A 16,292-nucleotide genomic window follows, 5' to 3' on the forward strand; every position below is an offset into this window, starting at 1 on the left:
GCGGCCTCTATGGTGTTAATTCAAGCCGTTGAGCTTCATGGTAATGTTTGTCTGATTCAGAATGCTGCGCTGCATCCGGCTACGGCTTTCCGGGTCGAGGTAAATTTCAGCCCTTCTCTCCAATTTGTCCGATTGCGCTTTCTGAACTTCGGACATCGGAGCGATGTCTTTGCCGTTCGATACATTGGCCGAATACGAAACAGACAGGGTTTTGTTCATTGCCTGAACCAGCTCCGCTGCCATATTGCGGCCGAGCGATTCTGCGACGTAATCCACCATCATGGCCATCAGTGCGGTATTGCCGGTGGCGGCTACCGACGATAAGGCGGTACGGGTTTCGATCGGCAAGGCGTTCAGGAAGCGGTGTTGTCTTTCGTCCAAGGTTACGGAGTTGTCGGAGAGGTAAGCCATGATGCTGTCGGGTGCGATGGCAGATGTGCGGGAATCGCCCATAACATTACTGTCACCCATATTCGTCTGTTTGCCCGCCAGCAGGCCGATGATGTAGCGCTTGGTGCCCGGATATTCTGTCTGTTTGACCGCAACGTTCTGACAGCTGTCGGCTTTGCTGACATTGAAATCCGCGCAGCTGTAACCGTTCAGGTTGCCGCCGGTCGGCGCTCCGTTTACCAAATCGTCAAAACTCCACAGTGGTGCCAGCTGCTTGTCTTTACGGTTGGTCGAACCTTTGGCGAAATCGCCGCCGGAAGAAGAGGAGGCGGCATTGCTGCCGGTCAGGTTGATGTCGGTGCCGTAGAGGTTCATGGCCAGCTCGAGAAAACCCTGGTCGCCGCCGTAAGGGGCGGTATCGATGCTTGCGGCGGCGCTGCTGCCGTTTCCGAAAACACCGGTGCTGGCCAAGGTGTTCATCAGATTGTTGCCGTAAATGGTGCTTTCGTCGGCCGCATTGCCTTCACGGTTGGCATTTTGACCGTTTTTGAAGCGGTTTTCGTTTGCTTCGTAGAAATCCGAAAATGCACCCTTCGCAGCGGCCGTTACTGCTTCACGGGAAGATAAACCGTCGTTTTTCCACAAACTGCCCAGCTGGGTGGCGCCCCGGGCTGCATCGACCAAATGGCTGCCGATTTGACAGGTATTTTTGGATGCGCTGTTAATTTTGGATGTCAGATCGTGCAGGCCGGTCATGATGCCCTGGCAGCGTGTGCAAAGGTTGTCCAATACCACTTTGGCGGTGTAGCCGCCGGCATTGGACATGATGCCGCGCATGATATTGCGCATATTGTCGAGCGAGATCATTGAGAACGAGCCGAACGACGCATCAATGCCGCCGCACCCGGCGGCAAAGCGGGGCGGGTCGTAGGCGACAATATTGAACGAACGCACGGGGGAGCGCATACTGAAGCCGCCGAGCTGGCCGCCGTAGTTGCCGTTGACCGCACCGAAAGACGGATTGGTCTGCGTCCACATCATATCCATGCCCTTGCCGATATCGGCACGGACATTCGAGCTGACGGCCAGCAGAACGACTGTCAGCAGAATGCCGATAACATTCGAAAGCCTTTTGATAAGATTCATACTGGGGGTACTCCGAGAAACTTTTCAATTTTTTCCAACAGCGCATCCAAATCCGATCCGCAAACTGCATCGCGTCGAATCAAGTAGCTGTCCATACGTTCGTAAAACACGCTGCTCATATGCTCGCCGATTTCGCCGATCATTTTTTCTCTCTCTTCGATAAGCTCGCAGCGGCGTTGCAAATCATGGGCGCAGATTTCGCCGATAATCGGATATGCCTGCCTGTAATCGCGCCCGTATGCTTCCTGAACATGGGTGAGTTTGAAAGCATTCATGCTACTGCTCCATTTTTTTGGTAATGATGCGGTAGATTTTTTCGGACAACTCTTCCGGGGTTTCCGTGCCGGTAAAGCCGGCCGCTTCCCAGTCGCTCTGCTCAATCATGCCGCGCTCGTTCATTTTGGCGGTACGGGTCAGCTTCGGATCGGCAATCTTCATGTCGATGGCTGCCGTGACTATCTTTTCCTCCAAATCCGAAAGACTCATGGCGCCGTGGGCAATGATGGCTGCGGTTTCCGGGGGCACCACCATCACTACGGCAGGAGTTACCTTGATGCCGAACTGGCGTGCACGGGAACCGCCGTTGTCGAAACGGACCTGTTTTTGGTTCATGCCTTTGATAACGCCGCCGTCGATACTGATATAACGCACCTGCATTCGGTATTTTTGCTCCAGCATTTTTACCGTTTCATACTGGGCGTGGCAGAAATTGCAGTTGCTGTCAAAAAACATCCACAGGCCGGCCTTATTGCGGAGGTCGCCGATGATGCCTTCCTTGGCTTGGTCTATCTGCCAAAGCGCCTGCTGGCGGGCATGGGCGGCAATCGGTACGCGGACGGCCTCCGACAAATAGGGATATTTGTTGAGAATCTTTTCGGTGGTACGTGCTACTTCGTCCACGCGGTCGTTACGCAAACGCTCGAACGCTTTATAGGCCAAAGCATTTTTCTCCGAAGGGTCACTGCTCAAATTGTCCAACAGCTTCTGCTCGGTTTGACGGAACCATTCGGCGCTGCCGGGCTTTAATACGGGACTTTGGCTTGGCGCAACCGGTTGGAGTTGCGGTGTTTTTTCTTCCGGTTTCGGCTCTTCTTTCTTTACTTGTTTGGGTTTGTCCTTGTACCAAAAGTAACCTTCGGGTTGAGCCGCATCAAATGCGTTTCGCTGTGACCAGGCGACGGCAGCCGACAACATCGCTACGGTCATCAAAGACAGTTTCAATTTTCGGTTCATCATTCACTCCTAGCGGGCGGCAGGGTCTTCGTTAAGGGGGGCGGAATAATCATGTACGGGCGGTTTCATCCCACGGGATTTAAACCATTGTGCGGCTTTGCTTGAGGCCGTCTGTTGCTGTTTGGCATTTAGACGGCGGCTGTAACCTGCTGCCTGTGCCGAATATCTGCGGTCAACCATGGCTGCCGTTTGCAACCATGCAGCGGCTTGAACGGGATCGGCCTGATGCAGCCTGTCGTTGGTCGAGTACCACTTGGCCAAAGCCAGCATGGAAGGCACATGCCAACGGTCAGCCGCTTTTTTGAATGAGGCAATGGCGACAAAAGGGTTTTCGGGGGCAACCGAGTGGGCTAAGCCGTAAAGAGCGGCCGGGTCGTTGGCACGGGCGGCTGCCTGCCAGTGAACCCTGGCTGCGGCTTTGTCGGCTTTGACGCCGCCATAACCGTTTTCGAGTATTTGTGCGCTGTACAGCGCCGCCGGCCAAAACGTTGCACCTTGTGATTTTTTGAATTCACGGTAGGACTGGTTGGCGAGGCCGAACCATTTCAATGCTTCGCGTCCGTCTTTGGCAAAGCCGTTGCCGCCGTAGTAATAAATCAATCCCAAGTTGTATGCGGCCAAATGGTTTCCGGTCAGCGTTCCGCCCTGTCTGACGGCTTTCATATATGCTTTGTGAGCCAAGGCAAGGTTAACCCCTTTCTGCCCGGGTAAACGCCCCCTATGCGCCAAAAAACCGTATTGCAATGCCGCCCACGGGTTTCCGGCATTGGCTGCATCCTTAAGCTTTGAGGCATAGAGCAGATCACCGGCGTTAAAACGGTCATACATCTGCTTTGCCTGAGCCTGGGGCGGCAATTTGTTGGCCGTTTTCGCGGTTTTTACTGCCGGAGTCACGGTTTTCGATGCGGCCTGCGGCTGCGGTGTTTTGGCTGCCGCCGTTCCGGTGGCAGCCCCCGGCGTTCCGAATACCTTTTGCTCCGCAGAAGGCTGGGCTGCCGCCGTAGCGGCGCAAAATATCAAGGCAAAAGCAATCGTGTTCGGTTTCATGTTTTTCCTCAGTCGAATTCACAGCAATCTACCCACCGCCAAAGCAGGTACACCGCATCGGTATCGTTACTGTTGGTAGATTGGTCATTACGCCCTTTAGCCCACGAGAAGTCCGAGGCACCCAGACGGTGTGCGCCTTTACTGCCGATATTGAAGAAATCGGCTACCGCTCCGGAAAGTTGGGCGGATACTGCGCCTTCCACCGAATCACCGCTGTCCGCACCGCTGCCGTTTTCAGGGTAGGGGAACAACATGGCGGCCTTGAATTCGGATTTGGCCGGAAAAGGTGCGGGAATCGGCGAACATAAAGCATCGTCACCGACGGTTTTCATGGAAGCAAAGCCTCCGGTACGGTTTGATACCATGATGGAACGGTTGAGAATGGTGGACGTGCCGATGATATTACCTCGCTCTGAAGACATGACACCGACAGCCGGCAGGTTCATGCCCATGCAGCCCCCCAGCCAATAGCCCGCATCATCCACCATGCCCCAGCCCACACCGGTGGTATTGGCAGCACAGGAGGCCGTGTGGGCGGCAAGATCAAACAGCGGCGTTGCCGTCAAAACGCCCAGAGCCATCCACTCGGGGTAGAGCAAATTGGAAAACACCTGATCGCTGCCCGACCAAGCCGGTTGGGTTATCGAAGTCTCCAGCTCATCGCCTTTATGGAAACATCGGGGTGTCCAACCATACATATCCGAATAAGGGAAAGACCAGCTGTGATAGTGGCGGAATCCTGTTTCATACGCATTCATGCCTTCGCCGCCACCGGTGAGGTTGGTGCCTGCCTTTACGGACTTGGCGGCCACACCGTTCACTTTGGCCAACTGCTGGAGCATGGTTTTTACCGATGAGCCGTACACCGGTGAGCAGGTTGCTTCGCGCACCACCTCGACAAAGCGGGTAGGGAGCCACATACCACGGGTGTAGCCGTAAATGACATAGGGTTCCTCCCCGCATTTGCAGATGGATTTGGAAGTTGCTCCCGGCGGATTAGGCACATCGCCGCCTTCAACAACTGTCTGTCCCATAATGCGCAGCGGAAATGCGGAATCGAAATCGAACTGCATCAGTGTTTCCATACCGGCGTTGGAACAGGTATTGGCAGTTGCCGCTAACGGCCATGCCGTCAGACCGGCCGCTACGAGGGCGATTAAAGAAAAACGTTTTACTTTCATCTTTTTCCTTCCCGCACCGCTACCACGTTGAATACCATTCCGTTCTGCCGGTAATAGGTCGGCACACCGGTAACTTTCAGACGGCCTTTCATCGCGGCATCCAACGGTGAAGCGGGTATGCCTGCGTTGGCCAAATACCCTAGCTTGGTGTACAGCACTAATGTATCCGGTTTCTTTGCCACCAGATGACGGGCAAATTCAACCTGCCAGCGGCTGCGGCCGTCGATGACGGCCATAGCCCGTTTCCCCTGAGGATCCAAAGCCAAAACGTTGAAGCGGGTGCCTTTTGGGTAGAGCACCTTACCGTCTCGGGGGTTGACGATATCGGAGGTAGAAGCCACGAAAGGTGCATAGTTGTAGCGCCGGTATTCGGTGTTGACGGGTAAGGTTACGGTTCCCTCCAACAGTTTGCGGGCGCTTTGTTGTGCCGCTTGGATATGCGGCCGTATATCCTGCCGCTTCATTTTCTGCTCCATCACCACGGCTTGGTCGGGTTCGGAAACCCGGTATTGCCGGCTGACACGTTCGTTAAAGCGACGGGCGCGGATGGTGCCGACGGCAGCATCCAGGGACTGCGTCCCTTGCAGTAAATACCATTTATTGTCGTTGTCTCGGTGCAGTACAGCTGGGACGTAATGGATACGGTATTCACGGAAGGCGACCGGCATCACGATAATTTGGGGTGGTTTTTTGCGCGCTTGGGCGGGCAGTTTGCCAAGCAGATTTTTGCTGTACTTGAACATATCCGTTACCGGACCGTCGCCCCAACCTCGAAAAGCAAAAACCACATCTTTGCGGCCAGCGCCTTGCTTCAACAGGTTAATCAGTGTGGTTTCAGGCATACTGCGGGAGAGAAAAACCACGGTGCGTGTCGGAGACAGCTCGCGCATGGTCGGGTGTTGGCCGTTGGGCAGCAGCATGGTGCCTTGGCCAGATTGGCCGGCATAGCCGGCAATTTCGGCCTGTAATGCCTGCGTATTATGGTTATTTGGCGCTTTAATCAGTTGGGCAAAGTCGATTTGCGCGTATGCGCTAGAAAAGCACAGAAACGTGGCCGTCGACCAAATCCATCGGATAAGCCCCCCAGTAGCGCGAATCGTAGGAGTTGTACTCTGTTCCGAATACGAAAATTTCGTTTGGCTGTAACACATATTCCTTGTCCCAGTAATTCATCGGTTGGCGAAAGCTCTTTGCTCCGTATGCCATATCACCGATGATCGAACCGTTGATGGAAACGATTCCGTCACGGATAGTGACTTTGTCTCCCGGCAGGCCGGCGGCCATCTTGACGATTTTTTCTCCGTCCTTGATGACGGGCTGCATTTTTCTTGCCGGAAATATCAAAAGGTCGTAACGCTTGATTTCGCCGACAGGCCGGTCGCTGTCCCAGTAGTAAAAATCCCAGGGCAGGCAGCTCATGACCTGTTTGCCCACCAGTAACTTTCTATTCGGATACGCATGGTCGTACCCAGTTTTAACCGCAATCAAGACCAAGCCTAAAATGAAGCCTGTCAGCAACCGTTTACGGCTGAAGTCGAAGTGTTTCATGCGTTAATCCAATCCCGAGCCGGTTCTGTCATCGCTATCGTCTTGGGGTAATGCGCCAGGTATCGCATCAGCCGATCCTATTTTTTGTCCCAACAGCTCCGTTTGGCGTTTTTCCGGTAACAGAGTGATGCCTAAATCTTCTGCAATCTGTGTGGTAATATCCGATTCGCCGGGATAGGCAAGCGTATTCCGGCTTTGGATGACCACCTTGCCGTCTGCTGCCAGTTTTTCGATGGCAGCCTGAACCGCCTGCTCGGTAGCCAATGTCTCACGCTCGATCTGCTCGGGTGTCTTGTAACCGGCTGCCTGTTCCTTACGGGCTTTTTCCAAATAGGATGCGGTTAGCCTGACACCGTCCACCACATAGATACCGGATGCAGAATTATTGCCATATACGATTTTGTAAAAACTGTAACCGCCGAGAAGCAAAGCCAGCAGGCTGATCATCAAAACGATGAAAAACATCCCTGAAGCACTTGTAGGGGTTTTATCTTGGCCTTGAGCCGGGATGGGTTGTTGGGGGAAGGGAGTTTGATTTTCATTCATTTGGCTGTACTCTTTCCGTTTAGTCGTAAGTTCCGTCGCCGTAGAGCGCCCGGGCTTCGGCGGCAATCAAATCGGTAACATCCTCCCCGTTGCGCACCCTGTTTTGCAGCTCCTTGAACATTGGGCCTTTGGTGTTGTACATAACGCGGTTATAGGGGGTTTCTATCAGGCGTACGATTGTGGCCAGATTGTCACCGGCAATGATGCAGATTTCGGAATACTGACCGGCGACCGTGTGCAGGCTCTTGAGCAGGCCGTCGATATAAGGGGAAGGTTCGAACCATCCTTGTTTTCTGGCATTTTCCAGTGAATCCGCGGGTGTTTTGAGGAACATTTTGGTATAGCAGTTACCCTGAATCAGCGCACCGTACTCGGTAGCGTGAACCTGTCCCAAATGTTGGGCCTCTACCACCACGCCGCCGTCTTCTTTACGGTTTTTGGAGGTCAGACGGGCGGTAAACTCGGCAAAAGGCCGGTTGCCCAACAGTTCACCACACTCGCCCAACACCAAAATTCTTCTGCGGTTGTCGCGGCTGAGATAGACTTCCTGTTTGATGGTTGATGCCACAACCATCAAAATTACGTCGCGCAGATGCTCGTTATTGCTCATGCCGGACAGCTCGATTAAGGTCCAATCCGCTTCGGTCCGGAAATTATTGGTGCCGTTGAACCACCGCCCCATCGGCATATCGCTTCCGAAAGGGCTGAGAAGGCGTGCCAGCCGGTGCTGGATTTCCGCATCTCTTCCGGATTGCGAGTAGAGATAGTCGATAATGTCGTCGATATCGGTATGATTCTGATTGCGGGTAAACATCTGCTTCATGGCATCGAGCATGAGCACGTTTTCGTAATCGTTCAGACCCTCTATCGGCTTGGCCATCTTGCCGAGTATCGGCAAGATCATTTCTGCCTCTTTGTTGAAATCGCTGACTTTGGTAAACGGATTGAGACAGAGGTCGGACTTTTCGTGTATGTCGAGAATTTCTGCACCCCGGACGCTGGCTGAAGCCACGTTGCTGCTGCCCGTATCCACCGTCCACACCTTGGCTCCCAAGGAAAGCTCGGCTTCGATGATATTTTGGGTCGCGGTGGTTTTACCCGCCCCTGGTTCGCCCAAAATCATTGTGTTGTAGTTGCTGTTGTTGTCGTGGAAAATGCTGTATGAAACGAGTTTGCCGCGTCGTGTAGTAAACATCATTTCGTTTCCGTATCCGCCCCAGTCGTCAAATACGGGCAGCAAATGCGCTGCCAGCCGGCTGGTCATAGTGCGGAAACGGAATGTCTTTTTGATACTCTCTGCCGAAATATTCATCGGCAAATTATTGAGGAACGACACTTCCGGCAGAAAAGTTTCCGGCTTCATGACCATGCCCATGGATGACAGATAGGACTGCATTCTTGTCATGGCATCGCGGACTTTTTCCTGGTTTTCATGGAAAAACTGGATGGTGGTATTGACGTTGACCACTTGGCCGCCTTCACCCAAACTTTTATTCATCAATTTGAAGCCGGCCTGGCGGGCACTGATACGGTTATTGTATTTTCTGGTGGATTCCTGTTTGGCTGATTTTTCCGTTGTCGTTGTAGCCGCAACGAATTTCGCGCGTTCTTTGTTTTGCTCCGGATAATGGATGGTCGTTGTAATGGCGAACGGCACCCCGGGCTGCGGGTTGCGGCCGGCAGGATTGCCGAGCAATTCGTTCATTTTCGACATATGCCATTTTGTTGTTTGGTCGGGGTAGCGGTCGATAGTCAGGGCACCTACATATTGTTCCTGTCCCATTTCACCAAAGTTGGAAAAGTGCATAAACGGCGTATTGACGGCTTCCCAGTCACCCGCACTCCCCGGGGGGAACAGCTGCTCATTGAGCGGTTCGTTATCAGACAGGCCGCTGTCCCAAGGCCCTTTGATATTGAAATAACGGCGCAGGACGGCCATAGAGCCGTGTCGGTCTAACAAAGAAACCGGAAGGCCGGCCGCATCCAAATGGGAACGGCAGACTGCGACCAATTTAAGGAATTGATCGCACTCGTCGTAAAAACGATCCAGTTCGGCGTCGTTGGCCTTAATCGGGTTTTTGGCTTTTTTAAGCGGAATTTTGAGGGTCCAAAGCCCCAAGGATGAAAAGGTTCTGATATCGGAAGAAGGAATCAGAGCATGTTCGCAGCCCTTACTCAGGAAAGCTGCCCGCTCTCTGACCGCTTGCTGAGCCATGCGGACGGATATATCGCCGTCATAGCCGGCACGCTCTTTCAGATATTGTTCCAATCGTGTATCGACATACGGATAGTTGAGCTGGATGAATTGGGTGAAGGTGTCAGCCGGGAAATCCATATTAAGCATTTCCACGACGGCATTACCCAATGTTCTCGACCACCCGGAGACCGGCGCGAACTCGCCGATCACGCCGATTGCATTTTCCTTTTCAAAATAATGGATTTTGGTGTCATCAAGCGCAGTTTTAAGGCTGATGAACTGGACACCGCGATCCCGATTCTGATTCATTTTGAAAAAATCTAAGGCCATGGCCATCTACCGAAAAATAAATATAGGAAATACGGATAGCCGGAATACCGAAATATTCCGGCACCGGCTTAAAACGGGTCGCCCTCATCATCGACATCGGGATCGGTCTCATTGGGACCGCGTGCGGGTTTGAGCTTGATCTCTTCTACACGTTTACTGTTAAGATTTAAGTAAACGTTTTCGATGCGTACATCGATTGCAGGCAAAATCTCGCCTGTTTGTTTAGACGTATAAGTGGCGGTGCGGACGACATGGCCGGTAACGGTGACGGGCAACCCTTTTTGCAGGTTTGCGTGTAAAACATCAACGTCCTTGTTCCAATATGAGCAGTTATACCAAGTGGTACCGTCTGCCACATATTCCTCTTTACCGTTTACAATTTGTTTTTTGAGTTTGGTTGAGGCAACGGAAAAACTCAAAACCTTGTATTGCTCGCCGTTACGTTCGCCTTCTTGGATTTTGATTCCGTCGCCGATATTGCCACGGATTTCAATTTTCACAGACATCACAAAATCTCCTGAATGATTGACCCAGGAGATCTGCGAATTTGAAATTTGGAATAAACTATCCCAAATTAAAGAAATAAAGATGGGGTATGATTATATTATCTCATTCAATAGCAGATGTCAAACATTTTTTTGGTTTCAGCTGTGTCCAGTGGACACACCCCGCTGTTGGTTTCAAACTGTGTCCGGGGGACACACCCAGTTTATTGGTTTTAACTGTGTAGGGGCTACACACCCGGCTGTTGGTTTCAACTGTGTCCAGGGGACACACCCAAAACCGATGATGTAAACATTCCCGACGACCATGTCTGCTCCGATGTTTTGAGTGTATCCAGTGGATACACAGAGGCCGTCTGAAAATCTCAGACGGCCTCAAAAGCGGAATAAAGTCCCCTTTACTATGTTCTAGTGTTTACAAGCTTCCGGCATATCCGGTAGCAACCACCCTTTAAATTGCTGTTCATAACGTACACGTTCTTGACACCAAAACGCTAACTGTTCGCTATCATCGTTAGCCGCAGCTCGTGATGCCAAACTGTTTATCCCGTGCATAATTAAAACCCTGTCGTTATCTCCCAGCCGGTTCTCATCACCGACCAACTGTATGCCGCTATATACACCGAAAACCATCATCCAGGCCATCAGTATCAAAGTATTGTCCAGCTTTAAGTGACCGTATTGCCACTGATTCCCCACGGCATTGATTATCGTCGAAGTAAAACCTAGTACGAAGAATCCGCCACCCAGTAAATAGATTATCCATGTAGGAACATCGGCAATGCCGGTTGAGGTCATTAGAAGGTATGCCACAAAAAAAGTCATGCCTACGAACCATAGTACGGCCAATACTGCCATTGCCAACTTGAGATAAGCGATAAAACGCGGCAGAGGCTGCTCTGTTTTCAGTTCCTGCGACAGGTATTTTTCGTTGGTCATGATTTTATCCAGCAATACGGGTGTGTAGGGGTTATACACTCACAGTGAAAGAAATGCCGGTCTTTCCCGGCGGTCACGGCTTTAATGCTGCCGCGAGCACCGTGGTATAGTTATGGTTCCTCGTCCTATAACCAACCACGATAGGAACTAAAATGTCTGAATATGAAAGATTTTGATCACAAAGACCTTCAAAAGCGTTTCGATGCGCTAGCAGAAATCGTGACGGAACTTGTCGAACTTATGCCAATAATCAATGTAGATTGCGGAAATCCGGCCGAACCCGCACCAACTAAACAATTGGCTGTCATCAGGGAAAAACAGCAATTTCTTTTAAACAGCATCGGAAAAAAACTTAACACTGTTCGACATGGGATAACTCTTTTTAAGTAACCAATCCCAGATATTGCATAAAGTTCTGTTCTAAACTCAAATATGATTTCAATCGGTCTAAACCATCTTCACATTTGCCATCCAATGCCGTTTGGCACTTTTGATAAACCGACTGTTGAAGTTGGAATTCGGTTAAACCCTCCAAGCTGCCGGCTACATCCGGCAGCTTTTTATTTAAGTATTGGTTTGCCAAAATATAAAACTGTTTTGCCGTCATTAGCACATTTTCACGAGTTGGCGTAATGTTCAATTCTCCCATCATCCGCGAAACAACCTGTGAAAATTCAAAAATGCAGCCGGCCACTGAGGCAGGTAATATTTCAGACGGCCTTTCGGCTGAAATCCATTCAAAAATTTGTTTTGTTTTATTTTGATTTTGCATAGTACCTCCTTTCAAATCTAATTGGCTAAGGTGTTCATTCCTAGCACTGTTGCTCAAAGTGTGTAGGGGCTACACACCCGGCTGGTGGTTCTCAACTGTGTCCACTGGGCAAACCCGATTGTTGGTTCTTGTTTCTAACTGTATCCAGTGGATACACCTGTTCGATGGTTTCAAACTGTATCCGGGGGATACACCCGGTTATTGGTTCAAACTGTCCCCAGTGGGCATATTGACTTCGATCAACCGTCTATCTGTTGTGCCGGCTTTCGCCAAAGTGTGTAGCCCCTACACACCCCAATAACCCGAGCCGGGCAGTTTATTCTCATCCGGTACCATTAACATGGCTTTTGGCAACATAGATTTTTCCAGGCTGGTAGATTGGAGCAAGTGGGAGTTTAGATTGTGGTATTCAGTCAAGTTATCGATTTGCGATGAAAGCATTCTCGCGCGTAAGTAAAAATCTTTGCAGCCCTTAAACACCCACATATGCAATATTGTCTCTTCCACCGTAGCCTGCATCTGCTGGAGCAGAGGTTGCACGTCTTTCCACTGCGTCAGACTTTTATTGCGATAACAGAAACTCAGGTAAGGCAGATAGAATTTTTTACGATCGTAGTGTTTCATGTTTTCGGACTTGTTATATTGGTACACGATCTTTAACGATAGGAAGAGGTATTTTCGCTGGAAAAGGTTTTTACACTCTTTCATGAAGGTATCGGCTTCTTTAATGAGTTGGAGCCACTCGTTTTCCAAACGGTTAATTTGTTGGGGCAGCTCTTCTCCCCCCCTTACCCTTAAAAGGCTTTTATAGCTATCGGAAATATAGTGGACACTGAGATCCTGAAAAGTATCGAATTGTCTAGGCATTTTTCCCCTTTTTTATGTTACTGACTGTGTCCGGGGGACACACCTGTTTGCGGTTTCAAACTGTGCCCTGGAGGCACACCCGGCTGGTGGTTTTCAACTGTGTCCAGTGGACACACTCGGCTGCTGTTTAAAGTGTATAGGGGCTACACACTTGTCTGTCGGTTCTCAACCGTATATGGGTGACACACTCAGTGTTAGTTGTAGGTGTATCCCCCGGATACAGTCTCAACGAGAACCAGAGTTTGTTATTCTCCGGCATCTGATTTCTGAATACTGTTCTCTTCCACTATCAACCCATGTTTACGGGCGTATTCTATAAGTTGTTGAGTAGCTTCCTGTGAAAATGGATTTTTCAGGTTTCCGCTTTTCAGTTTGACCTCATAACTGAGAATTTCCGGTGTTAATGGCTCTACCATTTTTGCTTTGACGGCCTGGCTGAGTTTTTCGCCGATTTCACCGTCAACGTCGTTCAACAAATCCGGGCATCGACATTTTATTTCTTTTAATGAACGGATTTTCATTGCTCGGTGATACACATTTTGGTTGAATATACGACAGGAACTTGAAACGTGTTTTTTCAGTTCGAAAACGGAATCGAACCCGGTTGCTTCTACACTTTCCTCGTTGAGTTCGATTTTCTTGTTCAAGTAAGTGTAGCAGTAACGCATGAGTTCATCGTACATAGTCAGCAGTTCAAGTAATTGAAAACCCAAGTTAGCTACGCGTACAGGAATTTTTATCGTATCTTTGTTGACACGCAGACTGACGTGAATACCTGTCTGATTGATTTTATTCAGTTGGGTTTGCAATATCTGTATTTGTGCTTTCAGGTATTTAATAAGCGTGTCGAGTTCTGTCTCAATTGCGAGCAAAGCAGCATAGGCGAAGGGATTGTTATTTCGGGCTTCATTCCATATTTGAATGCTGAGCGGAATAACATATTGAATGCCCGCGTATCGCTTATGGCCTAATTTTTTATCATTCTTACCCGTCCAAAGACGCACAGCATCTTTGGTATGCAACTCGATGAAATCCTGTTCTTGGTCTGTAAGATTGCCAACGGCACCGAAGCTCTCGTCTTCGGAAGTGTAAATTTCATAGTTATCGAGATTGATTTGCTCGGGTTTGATTCGAGAGCGTAGGCGGCCATTCGAGTGGTTGCGGTGAATATGCCTACGAAGCAGCATAGAGTGGTATTTAAAGTTTTGAACACTGGCGTAATTTTCGTCGTCTTCGGAGACATACACGGCACCAGTTGCCAAAATGCCCAGTCTTTCTTTCTCTCCCTGCCAATCATAGCGGTCACTAAAATAAGATTTATCAGTTGTCGGGAACTCGGTAGTTGTTCCGCGAATGCCGGCATTCATGCCGGTATCGGCTCCGGCTTTAATAGAACGAGCTTGAATAATGATTTGTTGTTTTACCAAACGGCGGTCCCATTTGGAAACTGGCTGCTCTACATTTGCTCCGGTCATAGTAGTTCTCCTATAAGTAATTGGGGTTATCAAGTGTGTAGGGGCTACACACTTGGCTGGTTGGTTTCAACTGTGTCCGGGGGACACACTTGGCTGGTTGGTTTCAACTGTGTCCGGGGGACACACTTGGCTGGTTGGTTTCAACTGTGTCCGGGGGACACACTTGGCTGGTTGGTTCCAGCTGTGTCCGGGGGACACACTTGGCTGGTTGGTTTCAACTGTGTCCGGGGGACACACTTGGCTGGTTGGTTTCAACTGTGTCCGGGGGACACACTTGGCTGGTTGGTTCCAGCTGTGTCCGGGGGACACACTTGGCTGGTTGGTTTCAACTGTGTCCGGGGGACACACCCGGCTGTTGGTTCCGACTGTATCCAGTGGATACACCTACAACTGTGTCTGCGGAGCACACCGTTCCAATTACTTTTTGTGTTGTTGCGATGATGTATTTCTTTTTAAATATTCACGTAATGCAGCTCTGCTTTCTTCAGCGGTTTGTAGGCAGTTTTCTTCTTCGCTAAATTTTTGTCTAAGACTGTTTTCGTAGTTAGCCCTGTTGCGCTCTGCGGTTTCACGTTGCCGACGATATTGCTTGGCTCTAGTGGGTTCAAACTCACCCTTTGCCGCATTTTTAGTAATTCCGACAATGTACGATAAAGGGTTTTTGATGTTTTTTCCCCCAGCTCCGGTTTCATCCAAAATCTGCTGATAAGTTTCCAAATCAGCGTTAGGCAAATACTGGTTGAATATTTTGATCACCGAAGATTTGTCTTCGGGGTGGATATTTGGTGGAAACACTAAACCTGAAAATCTACCGACAGCCACAAATGGTCGTGCTTGGTGTTCTTGGTTTAAACATTCGTCAACAACTACTACAACATCATTGCGACCGTTCTCGGAATGTTCGGATTGTTCATGGCTGTTTGTAGTTGTTGTAATAGAAAAAACCGTAGGTTTTTTATATATAAGGGAGTTGCAGGATTCAGCACTTGCCAAACCCGAAGATGCAGGATTCAGCATTTGTGAGTTGCAGGATTCAGCACTTGCCAAACCCGAAGATGCAGGATTCAGCATTTGTGAGTTGCAGGATTCAGCACTTGCCAAACCCGAAGATGCAGGATTCAGCATTTGTGAGTTGCAGGATTCAGCACTTGCCAAACCCGAAGATGCAGGATTCAGCACTTGCGGAGTTGCAGGTTTAGCAATGTTGCCGCAGTTTTCAGAAAAGGCTGATTGCGGCAGTAAGGACTGTTGCTGCATTTCCGGATGAGCAGCATGTGGTTTAACCGATTGGTTCAGTTTCGGAAGGCGCACACGTTGTTTCAACAACTGCATCAGCAGCAGCCCGTCCGGGTGCGTAAAGATGCGTGCATTGCGAAGATAGTGTGCTTCAACAATCAAACCATGATGCTTCAAAAATTTACGGGCGCGATTTTGAGTGGTGCGAGTGATAAAGGTGCGGTTTTCCCACTCGAGCATAGTAGCGGTACTGAACAACCGTTGCCGTTTAAACAGCTTTGATGTTTCGGAACCGTTCTTGGCACAGTTGTATAAGATATCGCTGAGCATGATGGCTATATAAATATCGCCGGTCATCTGAACGAGAGACATGTGGTAAACCACGGAATCGCTGAAATAGATGCGGAAAAAATCCAATTCCTGTTTGCGCCAGTCTTCCAAGGTAATTTGGGACATATTCTGAACACCAAAGTGGGCGCAGACGGCCTTGCAAATTGCGTCAATATTGATCTTGAATGCAAGATTGCGGCCTTGGCCAAAAAAACCGGTTTGAATAAATCCTAGCTTTTTGAGATCATCCTTGCATTTACGCTGCTCTGTTTTAGTCAGGCCTGTTTCATATTCCGTCTGTTGGATGCTTTTAAAAATCCAGCCATCCCATTGTTCCACTTCGGTTCCGACGCGCAGCCAATAAAGCAACTGCGACAGGAAGGCAGCGGTTTTAATGTCATTACCGGTAATTTGGATCAAACTGCGGTGAATGGATACGCGCCGTCCTGCCTGCAACATTTTCCAGCATTGCATGAGCGTTTTGTTGTATTCTTCCGGAGACATTACCGCAGTCGGACTGAATGTATTCTTGGTGGGAAACATCCTGTATAA

The 16,292-nt window shown here is 49.8% G+C and carries 16 protein-coding genes; 1 reads left to right on the forward strand and 15 read right to left on the reverse strand.

Going from position 1 to position 16,292, the window contains the following annotated elements; translation table 11 throughout:
* Positions 1-15: 15 nt before the first annotated feature.
* From EL143_RS08980 to EL143_RS09030, 11 genes are all read right to left on the reverse strand, one after another.
* Positions 16-1,536, reverse strand: a complete 1,521-nt coding sequence (locus EL143_RS08980) for a conjugal transfer protein TraH (protein WP_085415832.1) — start codon at positions 1,534-1,536, stop codon at positions 16-18.
* Positions 1,533-1,811, reverse strand: a complete 279-nt coding sequence (locus EL143_RS08985; RefSeq protein WP_085415833.1) for a hypothetical protein — start codon at positions 1,809-1,811, stop codon at positions 1,533-1,535. Before EL143_RS08985 ends, EL143_RS08980 begins: the two co-directional genes overlap by 4 nt.
* Position 1,812: 1 nt before the next feature.
* Positions 1,813-2,769 carry a conjugal transfer protein TraF gene (traF, locus tag EL143_RS08990; protein WP_158087819.1) on the reverse strand — a complete coding sequence of 319 codons (957 nt, stop codon included), beginning with the start codon at positions 2,767-2,769 and terminating at the stop codon, positions 1,813-1,815.
* Between the two features lie 9 nt (positions 2,770-2,778).
* Entirely contained in the window at positions 2,779-3,816 is a 1,038-nt protein-coding gene (locus EL143_RS08995; RefSeq protein ID WP_085415835.1) for an SEL1-like repeat protein, read from the reverse strand.
* 8 nt (positions 3,817-3,824) lie between these two features.
* Entirely contained in the window at positions 3,825-4,997 is a 1,173-nt protein-coding gene (locus EL143_RS09000; RefSeq protein ID WP_085415836.1) for a TraU family protein, read from the reverse strand.
* Positions 4,994-5,917 (reverse strand): TrbC family F-type conjugative pilus assembly protein, encoded by a 924-nt coding sequence (locus tag EL143_RS09005; protein ID WP_232001271.1) that lies wholly within the window; start codon positions 5,915-5,917, stop codon positions 4,994-4,996. Before EL143_RS09005 ends, EL143_RS09000 begins: the two co-directional genes overlap by 4 nt.
* Before the next feature lie 112 nt (positions 5,918-6,029).
* Entirely contained in the window at positions 6,030-6,545 is a 516-nt protein-coding gene (gene lepB, locus EL143_RS09010; RefSeq protein ID WP_085415838.1) for a signal peptidase I, read from the reverse strand.
* 3 nt (positions 6,546-6,548) lie between these two features.
* A complete protein-coding gene (locus EL143_RS09015) occupies positions 6,549-7,091 on the reverse strand; it encodes a hypothetical protein (protein ID WP_085415839.1) in 543 nt (180 codons plus the stop codon).
* Positions 7,092-7,110: 19 nt separating this feature from the next.
* On the reverse strand, positions 7,111-9,618 hold the full coding sequence (locus EL143_RS09020; RefSeq protein WP_158087820.1) for a TraC family protein: 2,508 nt from the start codon (positions 9,616-9,618) through the stop codon (positions 7,111-7,113).
* A 68-nt stretch (positions 9,619-9,686) separates the two neighbouring features.
* Entirely contained in the window at positions 9,687-10,124 is a 438-nt protein-coding gene (locus tag EL143_RS09025) for a single-stranded DNA-binding protein (RefSeq protein ID WP_085415841.1), read from the reverse strand.
* A gap of 405 nt (positions 10,125-10,529) precedes the next feature.
* Entirely contained in the window at positions 10,530-11,060 is a 531-nt protein-coding gene (locus EL143_RS09030; protein ID WP_085415842.1) for a hypothetical protein, read from the reverse strand.
* Between the two features lie 162 nt (positions 11,061-11,222).
* Here EL143_RS09030 and EL143_RS09035 point away from each other — a divergent pair, with 162 nt between their 5' ends.
* On the forward strand, positions 11,223-11,450 hold the full coding sequence (locus EL143_RS09035) for a hypothetical protein (RefSeq protein ID WP_085415843.1): 228 nt from the start codon (positions 11,223-11,225) through the stop codon (positions 11,448-11,450).
* Here the strand turns inward: EL143_RS09035 and EL143_RS09040 are convergent.
* The 4 genes from EL143_RS09040 to EL143_RS09055 all read right to left on the reverse strand — a co-directional run bounded on the left by EL143_RS09040 (position 11,443) and on the right by EL143_RS09055 (position 16,244).
* The gene (locus EL143_RS09040; protein WP_085415844.1) at positions 11,443-11,832 is read right to left on the reverse strand and encodes a hypothetical protein; all 390 of its coding nucleotides are present in this window, start codon (positions 11,830-11,832) and stop codon (positions 11,443-11,445) included. The two genes, EL143_RS09035 and EL143_RS09040, sit on opposite strands and share 8 nt — an antisense overlap.
* 285 nt (positions 11,833-12,117) lie before the next feature.
* Entirely contained in the window at positions 12,118-12,699 is a 582-nt protein-coding gene (locus EL143_RS09045; protein ID WP_085415845.1) for a hypothetical protein, read from the reverse strand.
* A gap of 245 nt (positions 12,700-12,944) precedes the next feature.
* On the reverse strand, positions 12,945-14,174 hold the full coding sequence (locus tag EL143_RS09050; RefSeq protein ID WP_085415846.1) for an AcaB family transcriptional regulator: 1,230 nt from the start codon (positions 14,172-14,174) through the stop codon (positions 12,945-12,947).
* A gap of 417 nt (positions 14,175-14,591) precedes the next feature.
* Positions 14,592-16,244, reverse strand: coding sequence for a hypothetical protein (locus EL143_RS09055; RefSeq protein WP_126326720.1), 1,653 nt, complete (start codon positions 16,242-16,244; stop codon positions 14,592-14,594).
* Positions 16,245-16,292 lie beyond the last annotated feature (48 nt).

The organism is Neisseria canis (assembly GCF_900636765.1).
GTDB classification, from domain to species: domain Bacteria; phylum Pseudomonadota; class Gammaproteobacteria; order Burkholderiales; family Neisseriaceae; genus Neisseria; species Neisseria canis.